The organism is Saccharomonospora sp. NB11 (assembly GCF_015910535.1).
Lineage (GTDB): Bacteria > Actinomycetota > Actinomycetes > Mycobacteriales > Pseudonocardiaceae > Saccharomonospora.
Genome location: NZ_JACBJG010000009.1, coordinates 38208 through 59369, shown reverse-complemented (window position 1 = coordinate 59369; position 21162 = coordinate 38208). Strand labels below are relative to the sequence as shown.

Here is a 21162-nt window from a genome sequence, read left to right as displayed (position 1 = left end):
CGGCGAGGCGCGCGGCTCACACCCGCTTGCGCCGATGGCGGTACCACGCCAGCGCGTACGCCTCGCGATGTCCGTCCGCGCTGGCGGACCAGGAGAACTCCTTCGCCCGCCGCAAGGCGGCCTGCGCGAGTTCGGCCCGCCGTGTCGGGTCGTCGAGCAACTCCCGCAGTGCGGCAGCGACGTCCCCCGCGCCCACCCCGCAATAGGCGACGGCGTCGCCTCCGACCTCGGGCAACGCGAGCCGTCGGGTCGTCAGCACGCACGCGCCCGACGCCATGGCCTCCAGCACCGGCAGTCCGAAACCCTCACCGAGACTGGGGTAGGCCACGAGTTCCGCCCCGCCGAGGAAGCCCGCGAGCGTGTCGAACGGCAGGTAACCCGCACGGATCACCCGCAGCCGCAGCGGCGCGTCAGCCAACGCGGCCTCGACCTGGTGGTCCCATCCAGGCTGCCCGGCGAGAACCAGCGCGGGTGGATCGGGGCGATCGGCGACCGCCCTGACGAAGCCCCGGATCAGGTTCGGCACGTTCTTCCGCGGTTCGAGTGCGCCGAGGAACGCGACGTAGGGCGTGCTGCCGACCCCCGCCGCGTCCCGCGCCGCCCGAACCTCCTCCGGCGTCGGCGGGTGGAACCGCTCGAAGTCAACGCCGTGGCGGATCACGTGCAGCTCGGTTCCCCGCACGCGCGTCACGCGCCGCAACTCGTCGGCGGTGGCGACACTGGGCACCACGCACAACGACGCCCGGCGCAACGCGGTCACCGTCCACGCGCGGAAGAACCGTGCCTTCACCGAGGAGTGCAGGACGGCGTCGGTGAAGAACGTGGCGTCGTGCAGCGTCACCACCGATGCGGCGCGGCTGGCCAGCGGCATCGTGTAGTGCGGCGAGTGGACGACGTCGACCGCGAGCCGACGTGCCAGGCCGGGCAGAGTGGTCTGTTCCCACGTGAGGCGCGCGGTGCGGGTGGCCGCGGACTGGGCGGTGTGCACGATGCGCGCCGTCGGCGCGAGACTGGAATAGAGCTGCGCGTCCCGCGCCTGACAGACCACGGTGAGGCGGGCGCCGCTGTCGTCGAGCGCCGCGACGAGCGAGTCGACGTACCGTCCCACTCCTCCGCGGTCGGCCGGCACGGCCGTGGCGTCGATCAACACACGCGGTTCGGGCACCCGTGCAGCCTACGACCCGACGGTGTGACGGTGGACCGGATCCGGCAAAGCGTTGTGGACGTTACGTGACGTGACTGGTCCAGACCGCGCGCGCAGCCCCGTTCCAGGTGAATTCGTCGGCTCGACGGTGTCCCTCCGACGCCAACCGCTCGGCCAGAGCCGCATCGGTCAGCACCCGGCGCAGCTCCCCCGCCAGGGATCGCGCGTCGCCCCGGGGCACGACGAGGGCGGCCCCCGCCGAGACCTCCACGAGCGCGGGGTCGTCGGTGTGGACCACGGGGGCACCGGCGGCCATCGCCTCCAGCACCGGCAACCCGAAGCCCTCGGCCCGGCTCGGGACGGCGACGACGCTCGCCCGCCCCAGCACGGTCGCCAGTTCGGCGTCGCTCAGGCGCCCGAGCACCCGCACCCGCCCCTCCGGCAGCCCGTGATCGGCGGCGAGCCGCAGCGGGTCGATCCCGCCCCAACCCGGCTGTCCGACGAGCAGCAACGGCACGTCGGCGACCTCGGCGGGCGCGCTCCGCGCCAGCAGTGCGAACGACTCGACGAGCACGTCGACACCCTTGCGGGGTTCCACGGTGCCCACGGCGAGCACGTAGCGATCGGGCAGCCCGGGCACGGGTGCGGGTGGCCCGAGGTCGGTGACGCCGTGCGGGGCCACGCGGACGGGCACCCGCACCGCGACCCGGCGCGCGAGGTCGGCCGCGACGGCCCGGGTCGGCACGACGAGACCGTCCGCGCGCCGCGCCGCCCGCGCGACCATGCGGCGATGCCAGCTCACCCCGCGCGGGGTGAGGGTCTCCGGGTGCGACCACGGCACGGTGTCGTGCACGGTCACGGTGAGCGAACGTCCCCGTGGTGCACGCGGTGGCGCCAACGGGGTGGGCGCGTGCACCGCGTCGCCGCCCGGCCACAGCGGTGCTCCCGTCTCCCACGCGGCCACCAGCGCTCGCGGCGGGAGCGGCAACACGCGCGGCCCCGCGACGCCCTCGATGCGCGCCGCCTCGACATCGGCGTGCCGGGCGACGACGCCGCGTACCGTCCAGCCCGGAGGTGCGGTGGCGGCAAGCGCGCGCAGCAGTTGGGCCGTGTACCGCCCGGTCCCGCCCGGGACGGGGGCGAGCAACTGCTCCGCGATCACCACGAGTTCCGGCACACGGCCATTCTGCCGCCGGGACGCGGGCTATCCTGCCCCGGTGCCGACCAGCGCCCCGCCGCCCGGCGCCCTCACCACCGTGGTCGTGGTGACCTGGCGCGGTGCGGACCACGTCACCGAGTGCCTGGACGGCCTCGCCGCCCAGGACCGTCCACACCGGACGTTGGTGATCGACAACGCGTCCGACGACGGCACGGCCGCACTGCTGGCTCACCACCCGAGCCGTCCCGACGTCGTCCGGCTTCCCCGCAACACCGGTTACGCGGGCGGGGTCGCCGCGGCGCTGGAGCACGTGGACACGCCCCTGGTGGCCTGGCTCAACGACGACGCCGTGCCCGCTCCCGGCTGGCTGGGCGCGCTGGAGCGGACGCTGCTGGCGGACTCCCGGCTCGGCGCCGTCGGCTCGGTGCTGCGGCTTGCCGACGGCAGCGTCCAGTCGGCGGGGGTGCGGCTGACCGCCGACGGACACGGCGCCGATCTGACCGAGCCCGCCCCGCGCGACCGCCCCTTCGGCTTCTGCGGCGGCGCGGTGCTGCTGCGGACACACACCCTGGCGGCGATCGGCGGCGTGCCCGCCGAGTTCTTCTGCTACTACGAGGACACCGACACCGCGTGGCGGCTGCGCCTGGCCGGACACGACGTCGCCGTCTGCCCCGACGCCACGGTGTGCCACCGGCACGGGGTCAGCAGCCGCCCCGGTTCCGTGCGGTTCCACCACTGGAACGAGCGCAACCGGCTCCTGATGCTCCTGCGGTGTGCCCCCGCCCGGGTGGCCACTGCCGAACTCGCGCGGTTCGCCGCCCTCACCGCCGTCCTCCCGCTGCGGCGGCTCCTCCGCACCGGCCCGCCGGTGCCCGAGGCGGCGAACTTCCGGCTCGGGCTGCGCTGCCGGGTGCTGGCCGACGTCGCCACCCGACTGCCGTCGACGCTGCGACAGCGCGCAGAGGTGCAACGACGGAGCGTGTGCGGCCGAGGTGACGTCTGGTCGCGGTGGGCCGGGCAGTAGTCTGACGCCGCGGTCGAAGGGAGCTCGGTGGTGGCCCAGGGGGAAACGACGCGGAACACACAACCGCTGGTCTCGGTCGTCGTGGTGAACTATCGCGGAGCCGACGACACCATCGCGTGCCTGCGCGCGCTCACCGAACTCGACTACCCCCACCTGGAGATCGTCTGCGTCGACAACGCCTCGCCGGGTGACGACGCCGACCGCATCCGCGCGGCCGTCCCCGCCGCCCGGGTCGTCGACTCCGACCGCAACCTCGGCTTCGCCGGAGGCTGCAACCTGGGCGCCCGGCACGCGACGGGCACGGTGCTGGCCTTCCTCAACAACGACGCCCGCCCGCACGCACGCTGGATCGACGCCGCCGTGGAGACACTGCGGGCCGAGCCGACCGTCGCCGCCGTCGCCAGCAAGGTGCTCGACCTCGACGGCGAGCGCGCCGACTTCGTGGACGGCGGACTCACCTGGTTCGGCATGGGCTACAAGCGTCACGCCGACACCCCGCTGGCGGAGCTGCCGGACGCCGAGCACGACGTCGCCAAGGACGTGCTGTTCGCCACCGGCTCCGCCATGTTCGTGCGCGCGAGCGTGTTCGCCGAGTTGGGCGGCTTCGACGACGACTTCTTCATGTTCTACGAGGACGTCGACCTGGGCTGGCGGCTGAACCTGCGCGGCTGGCGGGTGCGGTACGTGCCCGAGTCGATCGCCTACCACCGCCACCACGGCACGATGTCCGCAGTGGACAGTCCGGACAGCGGCCGGGAGACGTTCCTGTTGGAGCGCAACGCCTTGTGTGCGCTCTACAAGAACCTCTCCGACGAGACGCTGACCTCGGTGCTGCCCGCGGCGCTCGCGTTGACGGTGCGGCGGGCCACCGCGCGGGGCGAACTCGACCCGACGCAGCTCGACCTGGCCTCGGGAGTCGGACCGCCGGAGACCTCCCCCGTGCCGGTGTCGCGGGGCGCGCTGGCCGGGGTGCTCGCGATCGACGCGTTCGTGGAGCGCCTGCCCTCGCTGCAACGATCCCGGGCCGAGGAGCAGGCCAAGCGGGTACGCACCGACGCCGACCTGCTGCCACTGCTGCGCAAGGCACTCGAACCCGCGTACCCGTTGCCCCGCTACCTGGCGGCGCACGACATCCTCACCGAGGTCTTCGGCATCGAGCGGACGTTCGGCAAGCGCCGCACCGTCTGTGTCGTCACCGGCGACACCCTGACCAGCCGCATGGCCGGACCCGCGATCCGGGCCTGGAACATCGCCGCCGTGCTGGCAGCCGAACACGACGTGCGGCTGGTGAGCGTCAACCCCGTCGTCGACCCGCCACCCGCACCGTTCACCGTCACCGGGGCGACGCGACGCGAGCTCGTCGACCACATCGCGTGGGCCGACATCGTGGTGCTCCAGGGCCATGTGCTCGAACTCGCCCCGTCGCTCAAGCGCGAACACGCTCACAAGATCGTCGTCTGCGACGTCTACGACCCCATGCACCTGGAGCTGCTGGAACAGGGCAAGGACGCCCCGGACGACCGGCGCGAGGCCGACCTCGCGGGCGTCACCCGTGTCCTCGACGCGCAGTTGGAACGGGGTGACTTCTTCCTCTGCGCGTCCGAACGGCAACGCCACTTCTGGCTCGGCCACCTGACCGCGCTCGGCAGGCTGTCGCCCCAGCTCTACGACGCCGACCCCACCACGCGCTCCCTGTTGGCGGTGGTGCCGTTCGGCCTCTCCCCCGAGCCCCCGCGCCGGACCGGTCCCGGCCTGCGCTCCACCCTCGGAATCTCCGCCGGTGACCGGGTGGTGCTGTGGGCCGGTGGCGTCTACAGCTGGTTCGACCCGCTCACGCTCGTGCGCGCCGTCGACATCCTGCGCGAGGACCGCCCCGACGCGCGGCTGGTGTTCCTCGGGATGAAGCATCCGAACCCCGAGGTCGGCGAGATGGACGTCGCCGCCCGCACGCGGCAACTCGCCGACGACCTCGAACTCACCGGCAAGCACGTGTTCTTCAACGAGCAGTGGGTGCCCTACGACGAGCGGCAGAACTGGCTGCTCGACGCCGACTGCGGCGTCACCACCCACTACGAGCACGTCGAGACCATGTTCGCCTTCCGCACCCGGGTGCTCGACTATTTGTGGGCGGGGCTGCCCATCGTCACCACCGACGGCGATGCCTTCGCCGACCTGGTCCGCGAGGAGCGCCTCGGCGTGGTGGTGCCCGCGGAGGACGCGCACGCGTTGGCCGAGGCGCTGGAGCGCTGCCTGTACGACACGGAGTTCACCCAGGGCTGCCGCGAGCGGATGGAGGCGGTCGCACAGCGGTTCACCTGGCCGCACGTGCTGCAACCGCTCGTCGAGTTCTGCCGCGACCCGCGCCCTGCCGCCGACCGGCTTCCCGGGGCCGACCATCTCACGGTGACCCCGCGTCCGGGCGCGACGGAGCGCGTCCGCCGCGATCTCGACCTGGTGCGCTCGTACCTCGCCGACGGCGGCCCCACCGAACTGGCCCGCCGCGCGGCGGGTCGACTTCGCAAGGTCGCCCGACAGGGGTTGCGCCGTGGCTAGGCGGCTGCGGGTCCTGCTCGACGGCACGCCGCTGCTCGGCCACCGCACCGGCATCGGCCGCTACACGGCGTCGCTGTCGGAGGCGTTGGCGTCCCGTCCCGACGTGGACACGCGAGCGGTGGCGTTCACGCTGCGCGGCTGGCGTGGCCTGCGGTCGTCGCTGCCGCACGGCGTCCGCGCCCGGGGCCTGCCCGTCGCCGCCCGCTTGCTGCGCGCGAGCTGGTTGCGTTCCGACTTCCCGCCCGTGGAGTCGTTCGCCGGGCGCGCGCACGTCGTGCACGGCACCAACTTCGTCCTGCCGGCGACGCTGCGGGCCGCGCGGGTGCTCACGATCCACGACCTGGCGTTCCTCGACGCCCCGGAGGAACTCGCTCCGAGCGACAAGGACCTGCCCGCCCTCGTCCGACGCGGTGCTGCGGGGGCCGACGTCATCTGCACCCCCACCGCCGCCGTCGCCGACGCGGTGGCCGAACGGCTCGACGTCGACCGCGACAAGATCGAGGTGACGCCGCTCGGGGTCGACGCGGGCTGGTTCACCGGTCGTCCGCCCACGGAGGAACGGCGCAGTCGGCTCGGACTGCCGGAGAAGTACCTGCTGTTCGCGGGCGCGCCCGGACCGCGCAAGGGCCTCGACTGGCTCCTGCGCGCCCACGAGCGCGACCCCGACCTGCCGCGGCTGGTCTTCGCGGGGCCCGGCCGGTTCCCGCACACCTCCCGCACCACACAGGTCGGCTATCTATCCGATGTGGACCTTCAACGGGTGGTGGCGGGCGCGTCGGCCCTCGCGCTCCCGTCACGCGACGAGGGCTTCGGACTGCCCGTGCTCGAAGCGATGGCGTGCGACGTCCCGGTGGTGTGCACCGACGTGCCCACGTTGCGCGAGGTGTCGGGCGGGTTCGCCACGCTGGTGCCCTACGGCGACGTGGAGGCGCTCACCGAGGCACTCCGCGAGGCCGTCGCGACACCGCCCGCGGCGTCCGCGTCCGCGGCCCGCCGCGCGCACGCGGCGAGCTTCACGTGGCGCCGGTGTGCCGAGACCACCCTGGCCGCCTATCGGCGGGCCGTGGAGTCCTGAGCGCGAATTTCGGCGAAGAACGCGGAGAGCGCCTCCCGCCACGGACGCAGCGGGGTCAGCCCGGCATTCGTCCACGACGCGGAGGACAGGACCGAGTACGCCGGACGCGGCGCGGGACGCGGGAACTCCTCGGTGCTGCACGGCCGCACCCGCTCCGGGTCGGCGCCGAGTTCGTCGAAGACCGCCCGAGCGAGCCCGCACCACGTCGTTTCCCCCGCGTTGGTGCAGTGCAGCACCGTCGACTGTGGAGGGTTGCCGGAGGTGATCCGGTCGGCCAGTTCCAAAAGTCCGCGCGCGAGATCCGCCGAATACGTCGGACTTCCGACCTGGTCGTCCACAACGGACAAAGTGTCGCGACGCGATTCCAGCTCGATCATCGTCCGGACGAAGTTCTTGCCGGACGCCCCGTAGACCCACGACGTGCGCACGACCCAGGCGTGGGCGCCGGAACCGAGCACGGCGTCCTCCCCAGCCGCCTTCGTGCGACCGTAGGCACTGCGTGGCGCGATCGGGTCGTCGGGCTCGTACGGCCGGTCACCGTCACCGGCGAAGACGTAGTCGGTGGACACGTGCACGAGCGGAACGCCCCGTGACGAGCACACGGCCGCGAGCATGCGCGGACCGTCGGCGTTCACCGCGAACGCCGCCTCCTCGTCCTCCTCGGCGGCGTCGACCGCCGTGTAGGCGGCGGCGTTGACGACCACCGCCCGCCGTCCGGACGCCTCGGCGCCCGCGGCGAGATCGGCCACCGCCTCCACCACGGCGCCGGGCTCGGTGACGTCCAAATCGGCCGAACCGGGGGCCGCGACCTCGACGTCGAGCTTCGCGCCCCACGCCGCCAGGTCCCGACCCAGTTGTCCGCTCCCGCCGGGCACCAGTACCGCCAGACCCGCACCGTCAGCTCGACTCATCGCCACGTCCACTCCGTCCTCAGCCACGTCCTCGGCCCCGTTGCCGATCGGTCGGGTCGCCTCACCCGGCGGCCAGTGCGGCCCGCTCCTTGAGCGGCTCCCACCACTGGCGGTTGTCCGCATACCAGCGGACAGTGTCGGCGAGACCCGTGTCGAAGTCCACCTGCGGGCGGTACCCGAGTTCGTCGCTGATCTTCGTGATGTCGACCGAGTACCGCCGATCGTGGCCCTTCCGGTCCTCGACCTGCTCCACCATCTCCCAGCCGACACCCACAGCCGCGAGCAGCCGCTCCGTGAGCTCCCGGTTCGTCAGCTCCGTGCCACCACCGATGTTGTAGACCTCGCCGGGGCGGCCATTGTCGGCCACGAGCTGGATGCCACGACAGTGATCGTCCACATGCAACCAGTCACGGACGTTCGACCCGTCGCCGTAGAGCGGGACCCGCTTGCCGTCCATGAGGTTCGTGACGAACAGCGGGATGACCTTCTCGGGGAACTGGTACGGACCGTAGTTGTTCGAGCACCGGGTGATGCACACCGGAAGTCCGTAGGTGCGGTGGAAGGACCGCGCCACGAGATCCGACGACGCCTTCGACGCCGAGTACGGCGAATTGGGCTCCAACGGATGATCCTCGGGCCACGAACCCTCGTCGATCGACCCGTACACCTCGTCGGTGGACACGTGGACGAACTTGCCGACTCCGGCATCGAGAGCCGCCTGCAACAACGTCTGCGTACCGAGCACATTGGTCAGAACGAAGTCGGCAGCACCGAGAATCGAACGGTCCACATGCGACTCGGCGGCGAAGTGCACCACGAGGTCGACCCCGGCCATCACCTCGGTCACCACGGCGGGATCACAGATGTCACCACGCACGAAACGCAGTCGGGGACTGTCCGCGACAGGATCGAGGTTCGCCCGGTTCCCCGCGTAGGTCAGCTTGTCCAGGACGACGATCTCCGCGTCGCTCAACGCCTCGTACTCTCCGGACAGGGCCTGCCGCACATAGTGCGACCCGATGAATCCCGCGCCGCCGGTGACCAGTACTCGCATCGCGTCCTCCCACGCCGTACTCCGACTTCGCAGTCTGCCACGCGGAACGGCGCGAACGAACACAACGTCGAAGCAACGTTTTCGCTCTCGTTGGCGTCTTGGTGGACAAGGCGTCAGTACCCTGTGCGCCGGACAACACCACTGGGGAGGAACTCACGTGACCGACGGTGCGGAAGACGTGAAGGCGCCGGTGGCACGACGGTCCCGGCTCGGCACCATCGGCCTTGCCGGCGGACGCACAATCATCTCATTACTGTCCGTGGCTGTCTTCACACTCACCGCCTACGGCTGGCAGTTCGTCGACTCGGTCCAGAACAACCTCACCACCACCGACTTGTTCGACGTCGAGGCGGGCGCACCCCCGCTCGACGGCGCCGTCGACATCCTCCTCGTCGGCATGGACAGCCGCACCGACGCGCAGGGCAACCCGCTTCCCCAGGAAGTCCTCGACATGCTGCACGCGGGCGTCGAGCAGGGCGACCGGCAGACCGACACGATCATCCTCGTCCACATCCCCCAGGACGGCACGAGCGCCACCGCGATCTCGTTCCCCCGCGACTCCTGGGTGGACATCGCCGGGGGCTACGGGCAGAGCCGCATCAACAGCGCGTTCGCCTACGCCTACAACGACACCGTCAGCACCCTCACCGCGCAGGGCGAGACCGACCAGGACTCCATCGAGGAACAGGCGAAGGTCGCCGGTCGCAAGAATCTGATCGAGACCATCGAGACGCTCGTCGGCAGGCCCGGCATGATCGACCGCTACGCCGAGGTCAACCTCGGGAGCTTCTACGAGGTCACCAAGGCGATCGGCGGCATCGAGGTGTGCCTCAACAACCCCGCCAAGGAGATCAAGTCGGGGATCAACCTGCCCGCCGGGCTGCAGGAGATCGAGGGCGTCCAGGCGCTCGCCTTCGTGCGGCAACGCCAAGGGCTGCCGCGCGGGGACCTCGACCGCATCCAACGGCAGCAGGCGTTCCTCTCCGGGCTCGCGCGCAAGGTCCTCTCCAAGGACGTCCTGCTGAGCCCGAGTCGGCTGTCCGAGCTCATCGGGGCCGTGCAGCGTTCGGTGGTCATCTCCAAGGACTGGGACCTGCTGGAGTTCGCCAACCAGATGCGCGGGCTCACCGGCGGCAGCATCGAGTTCCACACCGTGCCCGTCGTGGGCGACATGGTGGTCGGCACGGCGCAGGTGCTGGAGGTCGACCCGATGCAGGTGAAGACGTTCGTCGACGAGCTGATCCCGGACGAGCGCAAGGGCGACCCGCGCATGGACCTTCCGGAGTCGGTACCCGGAGCGGAGGCCTACGCCGTCGACATCTACAACGGCACGGGTGACGCCGCCCTCGGGGACGCGACGCGCGACCTGTTGAGCGGACAGGGCTTCGGCGGCGAGAGCTATGCCACGATCGACCCGCGGCCGGACACGGTGATCTACCACGCCCAAGGCGAGGACGAGGGCGCCGACCTGCTGCTGCGCGCACTGGGCGGTGACCTGCCCGTCGAGGTCGACCCGCAATTGCCGAGCGGCACGCTGGCCGTCCACCTGGGCATCGACTTCGTACTGTCCACCGACACCGCCGACGCGCCTGGGGAGGGGCCGGAGCAGTTCCTCGCCACCGGGGCACCCCGCCAGGTGGACGACAGCGCGAACGACGTCCCGGAGAACTCCGAGGAGGACGAGTCCGAGGACGGCCCGATCACGGCCGGAGGAGTGCCCTGCGTCAACTAAGCTGACCCGCTGGTAATCAGCACGCGGGTGGAGGGGAGCCACCGTGGACGAGGGCGGGACACGGTCCGCCGACGAGGCAGACGACACGGGCGGCGCGAACGACATCGGCGACCCGGGCGAGGGGGCTTCCGGGCGTCGGGAGCCGGACGTCGAGGCAGAGGGCTCGGCCAGCGGCGGCACGGGCGAGGAGACCTCCGGACGTCGCAAGCCCGACACCGAGCAGGAGAGCTCGGCCAGCGGCGGCACGGGCGACGACAGCGCGGACGCCGCCGAGGCCGCGCGGACCACGGACGGACCCGGCGCCGAGGCCGAGAAGGCCGCCGAACCGGACGCCGTGCCCGAACCTGCCGACGAGCCGGCCTCGTCGAATGAACCCGACGGAGCGACGCGGAGCCGCGGGGCGCGGCGAGGTCGGCGCGCGACCCGGGGACTGGTGCGCACGGTGGTCGCACTGCTGTCGGTGGTGGCCCTCGGCGTGACCGGGTACGCGTACTCGACGCTCGACCGGCTCCAGGACAACGTCACCACCACCGACGCGCTGCGGTTCAACGACGCCCCTCCCGACGACGAGCACCCGCCACCGCCCGAGAACGACGGCGCCACCGACATCCTGCTGGTGGGCACGGACTCCCGCACCGACATGGAAGGGCGTCCCCTGCCCGCGCACGTGCTCGCGCAGTTGCGGACCGAGAGCAGTCCCGGGGTGAGCACCGACACCCTGATCGTCCTGCGCATCCCGCACGACGGGTCGCCGCCCACCGGCATCTCGATCCCCCGCGACACGTGGGTGGAGGTGCCGGGCAGGGGCCACGCGAAGATCAACTCGGTGTACGGGGTTGCGAAGTACGACGCGGAGCGGGCCTTGCGCGCCAAGGGCGTCACCGACCGCGCGGAGCTGTCCCGCGAGTCCGACCAGGCAGGGCGCGCCGCTCTGGTGCGGACGGTGCAACGCTTCATCGACGTTCGCGTCGACCACTACGCCGAGGTGAACCTGCTGGGCTTCTACCTGCTCACCGAAGCGCTCGACGGGGTGCGGGTGTGCCTCAACAACCCGACGTCCGACCCGGACTCGGGCGCGAACTTCGCGGCGGGCGTGCAGACGGTCTCCGGTGGGGAGGCGCTGTCGTTCGTCCGGCAACGCAAGGGCGTGCCGCAGGGCGACCTCGGGCGCATCCAACGGCAGCAGGCGTTCCTGGCCTCGGCACTGCACAAGGTGCTGTCGGCCGGGACGTTGACGGACCCACAACGGCTGGAGAAGCTCGCGAAGACACTGCGCAAGTCGTTGGTCCTCGACGCGGACCTCGACCTGTTGGAGTTCACCGAGCAGACGCGGGGCATCGCGTCGGGCGACTTCTCGTTCGTGACGATCCCGGTCGTCGACATCGCCGCCTGGAGCCCCGACGGTGAGCAGAGCATCGTGACGGTGGACGTGGCCGAGGTGCGTGAGTTCGTCGCCGGTGTCGTGCCCGACTCCGCCCGGCAGTCCGGTGGCGACGCGTCCGAACCCGGGCCGTCCGGCGGTGGCTCCGCGCCGCAGACCTCCCCCGACGACGAGGGCATCACGGCCGACGGCGTGACCTGCGTGGACTGAACCCCGCCGAATGCCGCGCGCACGACGCCGACACGCGTACGCACGACGCCAACATGCGTCCCTGCGACGGTGACACACGTCCCTGCGACGCCGACATGCGTGCGTGCGACGCGGACACGCGGGTGGGGAGACGGTGGGCGGACGCTAACTTGGGGGCATGAGTCTCACCGAGCACCTCCTTCGGCCCCTGTTGTCGACGTCGGCGGCACGACCGCTGATCACCCACTACGACGACGCCGTGGGCAGCCGGATCGAGCTCTCGGTCGCCACCCTCGCCAACTGGGCGGCCAAGACCGCCAACTGGCTCGTCGAGGAGTTCGACGTGGAGCCCGGCGATGACGTCGCGGTCGCGCTCCCGGCCCACTGGCAGACGGCGGGTGTGCTGCTCGGTGCCTGGTGGTGCGGCGCTCACGTCGTGGGTGCCGACGACGCGGACTCGGCGGCGGTGGCCTTCGTCGGTCCCGACGCCGACGGCAGCACGGCCCGTGCCACGGCTCTGGTCGCGCTCGACCCGCTCGGCCGGGGACTGACCGGACCCGCCCCCGACGGCGCGTTCGACTACCTGAACGAGGCCCGCGTGTGCGGGGACGACTTCTCGCCGCTGACACCCGTCGACGGCGACACCCCGGCGTTGTTGGGCACGAGCGTGGACGACCTGCTCGCTCGGGCTCGGGAGCGGGCCGCCGTGCTCGGCGTCGCGGAAGGCGATCGCGTGTACTCCACGCGCGACTGGACGTTGCCGGACGGCGTGGTCGACGCCGTGCTCGCCCCGATCGCCGTCGGCGCGCACGTGGTGCAGGTGACCAACCCCGACCCGGCTCGCGCCCAGGCTCACCGCGACGCGGAACGCACCACCGTCGACCTGGCCTGACCGGCCGCAACGGTCACCGCAGGAGCTTCTCGAAGAACACCTCGGCGTACGGCTCGTCGACGTAGGCGTCGATCTCGCGGTAGCCGTGCACCCGGTACAGCCGCTGCGCCTCCACGAGATCGCGGCGCGTGTTCAGGCGGATCGCGCGCGCCCCGCGCTCGCGGGCGACGTCCTCGGCGGCGACGAGCAGCCGGGCCCCGAGACCACGGCCTCGCTGCGTCGGCACCACGAACATGCGCCCGAGCTGGAGGACTCCGTCGGTGAGCGGTGCCAGGCCGACGCAGCCGACGGGCTCATCGCCCCACCACGCCATGAGGAACGCTCCTCGTGGTGGGGTGAGCTGGTCGCTCGGGTCCTCGGCCATCGCCGCGTCGAGTTCGGCGTCCGTGGCGGGCCGCCCGTAGTAGCGGCTGGCGACGTCGGCGAAGTACACGCGAAGCAGCGCTGCAGCCGCGGCCGAGTCCACCGCCTCCTCCCGGATGTCGGTGCGGGGCACGGCCTTGTCGTCGACGATCACTTCTCGACCCTACGGGCCCGAGCAACCGGTTCGTCGCCGGTGCGGTCGTGCCCGGCGCCCAACACTGCGGCCCGTCGTTGGGCGAGCGCACCGAGGGGTCTGCTCCACTCGGAGACCGCGTCTTGTCGCCGCCCGAGGTGGCTTCGTACCGTCGAACGATGCCCACCGAGACCACACCGCCCGTCCGCCCTCCCGGGCTGCCGACGTCGTTGTCCTACCCGGACGTGCCCGTGGGATCGATCCTGGCGGGAGCCGCGCGACGGTATCGCGACCGCGTGGCCTTCCGACACCGCGACGAGGAACTGACCTTCACCGGCCTGTGGGAGGCCGCCTGTCGCTTCGCGAACGGCATGATCCGGCGAGGTGTCGGGCACGGGGACGTGGTCGCCCTCCACATGCCCAACGGCCTGGCGTTCCCGATCGCCTACTACGGCTGTCTGCTCGCCGGTGCCACCGTCACCCCGACCAACCCGCTGCTGCCGCCGCGGGCTCTGGCCGACCAACTCGCCGACTGCGATGCGCGCGTGGTGGTCACCCACGGCCGTGTCGCCGCGGCGTTGCAGGACGTCGCCGCCGAGCTGGTGATCACCGTGGAGCCGGACGACTCCGCGGCGCTCGACTTCCGGGACCTGCTCGCGCAAGCACCGGCGACGAGGCCGGACGTGACGATCGACCCCCGCGTCGACGTGGCCCAGATCGGCTACACCGGCGGCACGACGGGCCGGTCGAAGGGCGTGCCGCTGACCCATCGCAACGTTGTGGTCAACGCGGTGCAGTATGCCTGCTGGGGCAGCGGGGGCGTCCCGACCCTCGACGACGGGGGCGAGGTCACGGTGACCCAGATCGGCGACGAGGCCGAGTGGCCGTCGAAGCTGGGCACGGGTGTGTCGGTGAACCTCACGCCGTGGTTCCACGCGATGGGCCTGGGCGGACTGAACATCGGGGTGCTCAGCGGCGCGAGCGTCACGGTGCACGGCCGGTTCGTGCCGGAGAAGTACGCCGCCGACGCCGAGCGGCTGCGCGTGACGTCGCTCAGCGGGGCACCCGCGCTCTACGCCGCACTGCTGCGCTGCGAGCGGTTCCGCACCGCCGATCTGTCGTCGGTGCGCAGTCTGTCGTCCGGTGCCGCGCCCATGCCGAAGGCACTCGGCGAGGCCCTCGCTGCTCGTTTCCCCGACGCGGTGCTCGCCGAGGGGTACGGCCTCACGGAGGCGACGATGGGGGTGACCGCGAACCCGAGCTGGCGTTCCGGCACCCGCAAGGTGGGGACGGTGGGCGTGCCGTTGTTCGACACCGAGATCCGCATCGTGCCGCCCGGTGGCGATCCGGAGCAGGACGCGCTGCCTGCCAACACCCGTGGCGAGGTGTGCGTGCGCGGACCGCAGGTCATGCACGGCTACCTCGACCGCCCGGAGGAGACCGCCGCCGTCCTCGACCGCGGCTGGCTCCGGACCGGCGACATCGGCGTCGTCGACGACGACGGCTTCCTGTCGATCGTCGACCGCGAGAAGGACGTCCTGCTCTACAAGGGCTACAACGTGTACCCGCGCGAGCTGGAGGAACTGCTGCTCACGGTGCCCGGGGTCGCTGCCGCCGCAGTGGTCGGCCGCCCCGCCGACGACGTCGGCGAGCTGCCCGTGGCCTTCGTCGTCCGCTCGCCGGAGGCCGACTCGCTCACCGCCGACACCGCGCTGGCGGCCGTCAACGCGCAGGTACCACCCGCCAAGCGGCTACGGGAGGTGCACTTCGTCGACACCATTCCCGTGTCGGCGGCGGGCAAGGTGCTGAAGCGGGAGCTACGCGAGCGGCTGCGCTGAGGCGCGATCAGTCCTCGGGCTGCGCGACCCGCTGACGCAGCGCGGCGTCCTTGTCGAGGACGAGCGTCTCCAGATCGGCCTGGAACCGTTCCATCCGGGCGCGGAGCGCGTCGTCCGAGGCGGCCAGCATGCGGACCGCGAGCAGCCCGGCGTTGCGGGCACCGCCCACGGACACCGTGGCGACGGGCACCCCGGCGGGCATCTGCACGATCGACAGCAACGAGTCCAACCCGTCGAGGTGCTTGAGCGGCACGGGCACGCCGATCACCGGCAGCGGCGTCGCGGCGGCGACCATGCCCGGCAGGTGCGCCGCTCCCCCGGCACCCGCGATGATCACACGCAGTCCCCGGCCCGCGGCCGAGGTGGCGTAGTCCAGCATCCGCTGCGGCGTGCGATGCGCGGAGTAGACCCCGACCTCGTACGGCACGTCGAACTCGTCGAGTGCCGTCGCGGCGGCCTCCAGCACCGGCCAGTCGGAGTCGCTGCCCATGATGAGGCCGACGGCGGGCGTGCTCACGTGGTGCTCCTTGCTGTGCGGGACCGGCGACGGCGGACGGCCGTCGGGTCGTCAGTGGTTCTGGTGACCGTCGAGCCACTCGGCGTGCGACAGCCAGTGCGCGGCCAACCGCGCCCGGTTCCGGGTCGCGTCGTCGATCGGGCCGAGCACGTTGACGTGGCCGAGCTTGCGCCCGGGCCGCTCCCCCTTGCCGTAGAGGTGGACGCGCACGTCGGGGAAGCGGGCGAAGAGGTGGTGCAGCCGCTCGTCCGGGCTCATCGTCGGCGTCTCGGGAGCCCCGAGCACGTTGGCCATCACGGTGGGCGACAACAGCTCGGTGACGCCGAGCGGGTAATCCAGCACCGCACGGACGTGCTGTTCGAACTGCGAGGTCCGGGAGCCGTCCATGGTCCAGTGACCCGAGTTGTGGGGCCGCATGGCGAGCTCGTTGACGAGCAGGCCGGAGTCGGTCTCGAACAGCTCCACGGCCAGCACCCCCACGACGCCGAGGTCGTCGGCGATGCGAAGCGCGAGCTCCTGAGCCTGGTGGGTGCGCTCCTCGGAGAGCCCGGGTGCGGGGGCGAGGACCTCGGTGTTGATGCCGTCGCGCTGGACGGTCTCCACCACCGGCCACGCCGATCCCTGGCCGAAGGGCGACCGCGCCACGAGCGCCGCGAGCTCCCGCCGCATGGCGACCTTCTCCTCCACGAGCAACGGCGTGCCCGCGTCGAGGAGTTCCGGCACCAGGGTGCGCGCCTCGTCGGCCGAGTCGACGACCCACACGCCGCGGCCGTCGTACCCACCGCTGGCCGCCTTGAGCACCACGGGCCAGGAGTGCGCGTCACCGAACTTCCGCACGTCGTCGGGGTCGGTGACCGCCGCGAAGTCGGGTCCCGGCAGCCCGTGCGCGGCGAGCCGCTCCCGCATGAGCAGCTTGTTCTGGGCGTACGCGAGCGCCGAGGGCCCCGGCCGCAGCACGACGCCCTCGGCCTCCAGCGTGCGCAGGTGTTCGCCGGGAACGTGCTCGTGGTCGAAGGTCACCACGTCGACGTCACCGGCGAAACGGCGCAGCGCCTCCAGGTCGGTGTGGTGTCCCTGCACGACGTCGCCCGCCACGAGGCCGGCGGACTCGTTCTCTCCGGCTGCGAGCACACGCAGCGACAGGCCGAGGGAAATGGCGGCCTGATGAGTCATGCGGGCGAGCTGACCGCCGCCCACCATGCCCACGACGGGCAGTCCTGTTCGGGAGTCCATGGTGGTTCCCACCCTAAGGGGGCCTCGCTCGGTGACTCAGCCCGCCCGCGCCGAGGTGTCGTCCCCCACGGCCTCGGGCGCGGCGGTGCGGCGCCGCAGCCACCACCGCACACCCAACGTCGCGGTCAATGCCACCGGCACGAGCAGGTAGGCGCTGCCGAGGACGAACTGCCAGAACTCCCAGTGCAGTTCGAGGTTGCGGCCGTTGGGCAGCACCAGCAGCACGCAGCTCAGGAACACGACGACCACCGAGCCCGCCAGCACCCAGCGTCGCCACGCCGTGGCGGGTGTGGTCTGCGGCAGGCGGGCCACCAGGACGACGATCAGCGGGACGGCCCACACCCAGTGGTGCGACCACGACACGGGCGAGACCAGCAGCGCGTAGAAGGCGGTCACCAGCAACGCGTAGAGGTGCTGTCCCCGACGGTGGAAGCGGAGCATCACCCAGATCGCGAACGGCGCCAGCAGGGCACCGAGGCCCAGCGCCGCCGTCGTGGCCCACGGGGCGAGGTCGCTGACCCGGTTGAAGAAGCCGTTCAGCGACTGGTTCCCGGCCCAGTGCATCGGCCCGATGCGACCCTGGTTGAACACGGTGTGCGTCCAGAACCGCACCGCGTCGGACGGGGCCACCGCGAACATGAGCGCCTGCAACCCGACGAACGTGCCGAGCGCCCTGGCCGCGTCCCACTTCCGGCCGGTGAACAACAGGTGCGGGATGAAGATCAACGGAGTGAGTTTGACGGCGGCGGCCACCCCGACGAGCACCCCGCCCCAGCGGCTGTCCCTGCGGCAGACCACCAGCACGTCGACCATGACCAACGCCATCAGGATGATGTTGATCTGGCCGAGGAAGATCGTGCGCCACACGGGCTCGAGCCCGAAGAAGACGATCGTGAACACGAGCGTCGCGCGTGCCGGTGAGGCCCAGCGCGGCAGGTCCCGGCTCAGTCGCGGCAGTGCGGCGATGGTGATGCGCACCACCAGGGCCAATGCCAGGAAGGACACGGCCGCGACCACGCCCCAGGCCACCTGCACCGGGAAGAACGCGAGCGGGGTGAACAGCAGCGCCGCCGCCGGCGGATACGTGAACGGCAGCAGCGCCCACCACGGCTCCGACCCCAGCGTGTCACCCGCGTACAGCGGGTCGCCCTGGAGCAGGGTCAACGCGCCCGCACGGTAGACGGCACTGTCGACCCCGAGTCGCCAGTCGAACAGCCAGCCGAGCACGCCCGCGACGACGGCGAGCCCGGGCAACAGACCCAGCAGGGCCAGGGACCGGGGCCGCACCGACAACCTCGCGAGCGACGCCCTCAGCGACAGCTGCGACTCGGCGGACACCTCGGGACCGGTGGTGGTGGACATCGGGGGCGTCACCACTTGTCACACATCGACTGCCTCACGATGACAAGGAAATCACGAAACGACATCGGCGAGGCCGCCAGCCCCGCTGCGGCCCCCGATCCGTTCGACGTCATCCGATGGAATGACGGCGGGTGTCGCAGTTCCGCGAGAGCCCGCCCCGAGGCATGCTGCCCTCTGGCGGATCGGCACACTGACCGCGACCGCACCGAGGTTCTCGCGCGAGAGGAAGGACAGCCGTTGACCACCGACTCCGGGGGTCCGCACGACCGCGGCGACGCCGAGTTGATCGCGTCGGTCCGCGCGGGCCGGATCGAGGAGTACGGCGTTCTGTACGAACGCCACGTCGCGTCCGCGACCCGGCTGGCCCGGCAGTTGTGCCGCAGCAGTGCCGACGCCGACGACGTGGTGGCGGAGTCCTTCGCCAAGGTGCTCGACGCGATCCGCGACGGCAAGGGCCCCGACCACGCCTTCCGCCCGTACCTGCTGACCACGGTGCGCCACACGGCTTACGGCCGGGCGAAGGCGGCGAACCGGGTCCGACCCACCGACGACATCCCGACGGTCGCGGACACGACCACGACGTTCACCGACCCCGCGGTGGAAGAGCTGGAACGCAGCCTCGTGACCCGGGCCTTCCATCGCCTGCCCGAGCGGTGGCAGGCGGTGCTGTGGCACACGGTGATCGAGCAGCAGCCCCCGGCTGAGGTCGCTCCCCTGCTCGGGATGTCGGCGAACGCCGTGTCCGCGCTGGCCTACCGGGCACGCGCGGGGCTGCGTCAGGAGTACCTGCAGGCGCATCTCTCCGAGACGTCGGCACCTCGGTGCCGGGCGACAGCCACGAAGCTCGGCGCCTGGACCCGGGACGGCCTCTCGCTGCGGGAGCGCGCGCAGGTGGAGCACCATCTGGACCGCTGCGCCCGCTGCCGTGCCCTGGCCGACGAGCTCGCCGACGTCAACGGCGCGTTGCGCGGGGTGGTGGCCTTCCTCGTCCTCGGCAGCGCCGCTCTCGGGTACCTCTCCGCCGAGACCGCGCCCACCGCGGCGGCGGCCACGACGACCACGGCCGGTCCCGGGGACTCACCCGGGTCGGTGGAGGCGGGCCCCCGGCAGTTCCTCGGCGTGGCCGTCTCCGGCGTCGCGTTGGCCACCGCCGTGGCCGTGGCCCTGGCCGCGGGCGGAGTGACGGGCGGGCCGATGGCGTCGTACCAACCGCAGGCAAACGAGTCCCCCCAGGCGCCGAGCACGTCGGCTCCCAGCGAGACCGCCCCGACGACGGAGACCCCGGCGCCCGAACCGTCCCATCCGACGCTGCCGGTGCCGCAGCCCCGGCCGGACTCCTACCGGCCGCTCGTGCCGCCCACGCTGCTGCCCCCACCTCCGCTGACGCTCGATCCACCCAGCTCGCCGACACCTCCGCCCGACGACGACGAACCCGGGACACCACCGGACGACCGCGAACCGGACCAGGGTGCCGTGCCCCCGCGCCCGCAGCGGCCCGCGTCCCAACCGACGGTGTCGGCGTCCTCCGACAAGGGCGTCACGCTCGACGCCGGTGGCGCGCCCGCCGATCTCGACGTCACCGTGCGCAACGACGGCGACGTGGTGGCGGCGGCACCGGCCGTGGAGCTGACCCTGCCCGAAGGCGTCTCGGCGATCGCCCAGCCCGAGGCGGGTGGGGCCACCGACCCGGAGCCGGACGACACCGGTGTCCCGGACGACGTCGAGGACGCGTCGAGCACCGAGGCGGACGACACCCCCTCGGCCGAGTCGCCCGAGGCGACCCCCCGGGCCTCCGACGACACCGCCGAGGACACCGACTCGGAATCGACGGAACCTTCCGTCGCGGCGCCGGTGCCCTGCCCCGCCGGGGAGCAGTCGGTCTCCTGCGAGGTCCCGGATGAGCTGGCCCCCGGACAACGGGAGGTGCTGCGATTCCGGTTGCAGGCCTCGCCGGAAGCCCGGTCGGGCACGCTCGCGGGCGTGGTGAGCGCGGCCGGTGCGCGGCCGACGCCGTTCAGCGTCCCGGTCACCGTGCGACTCGACGTCCTCGACCTCGACGTCCGCGCCATCGGCAGGCACCTCCACGTCACCGTGCGCAGCGAGGGCGTACGCAGTGCGGACGCCTCCGTCGTCGTCGACGCGCCCGCGTGGGCGGTCCACGCGCACCGGTGGACGTGCGACCGCGACGAACAGTCGCTGCAGTGCGCGTCCCGGTCCGCCCTCGACCCCGGCGACAGCGCGCGCCTCGGCGCCCACGTCCCTCTCGGCCACCGGGCGGACACCGTGACGGTCACCGCCACGCTCGGTGAGGACACCGTGTCCGAGACCGTCGACCTGCCGTCCCTGCTGCCCGGGTTCCTCGGGCACGACGAGGCAGATCCCACGGACGAGACCGACGGGACGGCCGAGCCGACCCCGACGCCGGTCATGCCCACCACGACCGCGCCGGACGAGCCGATCGTGAGCCCACCGACCAGCACCACCCCGGACGTCGCCGACGTCGCCCACGCACGGTCACCGATCCGTTCCTTCCTGCACGAACGGCGTTCCCGCCGCCCCGGGCTGCACGTCCGGCGAGGTCGGTCTGCGTAGACTGCGCGAC

The 21162-nt window shown here is 72.2% G+C and carries 16 protein-coding genes; 8 read left to right on the top strand and 8 right to left on the bottom strand.

The features are described 5' to 3' along the window. Positions 1-16 precede the first annotated feature (16 nt). Together JAV51_RS14960 and JAV51_RS14955 are read right to left on the bottom strand one after the other, a co-directional pair. Complete coding sequence (locus JAV51_RS14960; protein ID WP_197321341.1) at positions 17-1165, bottom strand: glycosyltransferase family 1 protein; 1149 nt, start codon at positions 1163-1165, stop codon at positions 17-19. A 61-nt stretch (positions 1166-1226) separates the two neighbouring features. Next, positions 1227-2321 carry a glycosyltransferase family 1 protein gene (locus JAV51_RS14955; protein ID WP_197321340.1) on the bottom strand — a complete coding sequence of 365 codons (1095 nt, stop codon included), beginning with the start codon at positions 2319-2321 and terminating at the stop codon, positions 1227-1229. A gap of 40 nt (positions 2322-2361) precedes the next feature. On the opposite strand from JAV51_RS14955, the gene JAV51_RS14950 reads away from it, so the two are divergent. The 3 genes from JAV51_RS14950 to JAV51_RS14940 are packed head-to-tail and all read left to right on the top strand — an operon-like array spanning position 2362 to position 6955. Next, a complete protein-coding gene (locus tag JAV51_RS14950; protein WP_197321339.1) occupies positions 2362-3327 on the top strand; it encodes a glycosyltransferase family 2 protein in 966 nt (321 codons plus the stop codon). Positions 3328-3357: 30 nt separating this feature from the next. Next, on the top strand, positions 3358-5880 hold the full coding sequence (locus tag JAV51_RS14945) for a glycosyltransferase (RefSeq protein WP_197321338.1): 2523 nt from the start codon (positions 3358-3360) through the stop codon (positions 5878-5880). Then, positions 5873-6955, top strand: coding sequence for a glycosyltransferase family 1 protein (locus tag JAV51_RS14940; RefSeq protein WP_197321337.1), 1083 nt, complete (start codon positions 5873-5875; stop codon positions 6953-6955). Before JAV51_RS14945 ends, JAV51_RS14940 begins: the two co-directional genes overlap by 8 nt. Here JAV51_RS14940 and rfbD read toward each other — a convergent pair. Both rfbD and rfbB read right to left on the bottom strand, forming a co-directional pair. Continuing rightward, a complete protein-coding gene (rfbD, locus tag JAV51_RS14935; RefSeq protein WP_197321336.1) occupies positions 6931-7866 on the bottom strand; it encodes a dTDP-4-dehydrorhamnose reductase in 936 nt (311 codons plus the stop codon). The two genes, JAV51_RS14940 and rfbD, sit on opposite strands and share 25 nt — an antisense overlap. Positions 7867-7927: 61 nt before the next feature. Then, positions 7928-8920 carry a dTDP-glucose 4,6-dehydratase gene (gene rfbB / locus JAV51_RS14930; protein WP_197321335.1) on the bottom strand — a complete coding sequence of 331 codons (993 nt, stop codon included), beginning with the start codon at positions 8918-8920 and terminating at the stop codon, positions 7928-7930. 157 nt (positions 8921-9077) lie between these two features. Between rfbB and JAV51_RS14925 the strand changes: the two genes are divergently transcribed. The 3 genes from JAV51_RS14925 (at position 9078) to JAV51_RS14915 (ending at position 13114) form a co-directional block, all read left to right on the top strand. Further along, positions 9078-10652, top strand: coding sequence for an LCP family protein (locus JAV51_RS14925; RefSeq protein WP_197321334.1), 1575 nt, complete (start codon positions 9078-9080; stop codon positions 10650-10652). Positions 10653-10695: 43 nt separating this feature from the next. Further along, positions 10696-12243, top strand: coding sequence for an LCP family protein (locus tag JAV51_RS14920; protein WP_197321333.1), 1548 nt, complete (start codon positions 10696-10698; stop codon positions 12241-12243). Positions 12244-12400: 157 nt separating this feature from the next. Then, on the top strand, positions 12401-13114 hold the full coding sequence (locus JAV51_RS14915; RefSeq protein ID WP_197321332.1) for a TIGR03089 family protein: 714 nt from the start codon (positions 12401-12403) through the stop codon (positions 13112-13114). A gap of 13 nt (positions 13115-13127) precedes the next feature. Here the strand turns inward: JAV51_RS14915 and JAV51_RS14910 are convergent, their stop codons facing one another. Next, positions 13128-13631, bottom strand: coding sequence for a GNAT family N-acetyltransferase (locus tag JAV51_RS14910; RefSeq protein ID WP_197321331.1), 504 nt, complete (start codon positions 13629-13631; stop codon positions 13128-13130). 158 nt (positions 13632-13789) lie between these two features. Between JAV51_RS14910 and JAV51_RS14905 the strand changes: the two genes are divergently transcribed. Further along, complete coding sequence (locus tag JAV51_RS14905) at positions 13790-15448, top strand: class I adenylate-forming enzyme family protein (protein ID WP_197321330.1); 1659 nt, start codon at positions 13790-13792, stop codon at positions 15446-15448. A gap of 7 nt (positions 15449-15455) precedes the next feature. On the opposite strand, the gene purE is transcribed toward JAV51_RS14905, so the two are convergent. From purE to JAV51_RS14890, 3 genes are read right to left on the bottom strand one after another with little or no spacing between them, the layout of a single operon-like run. Continuing rightward, positions 15456-15965, bottom strand: a complete 510-nt coding sequence (gene purE / locus JAV51_RS14900; protein ID WP_197321329.1) for a 5-(carboxyamino)imidazole ribonucleotide mutase — start codon at positions 15963-15965, stop codon at positions 15456-15458. Between the two features lie 51 nt (positions 15966-16016). Further along, complete coding sequence (locus JAV51_RS14895) at positions 16017-17198, bottom strand: 5-(carboxyamino)imidazole ribonucleotide synthase (protein ID WP_197321328.1); 1182 nt, start codon at positions 17196-17198, stop codon at positions 16017-16019. Between the two features lie 36 nt (positions 17199-17234). Next, entirely contained in the window at positions 17235-18560 is a 1326-nt protein-coding gene (locus JAV51_RS14890) for a glycosyltransferase 87 family protein (protein WP_197321327.1), read from the bottom strand. 237 nt (positions 18561-18797) lie between these two features. On the opposite strand from JAV51_RS14890, the gene JAV51_RS14885 reads away from it, so the two are divergent. Next, complete coding sequence (locus JAV51_RS14885) at positions 18798-21152, top strand: sigma-70 family RNA polymerase sigma factor (protein ID WP_197321326.1); 2355 nt, start codon at positions 18798-18800, stop codon at positions 21150-21152. Positions 21153-21162: the final 10 nt, after the last annotated feature.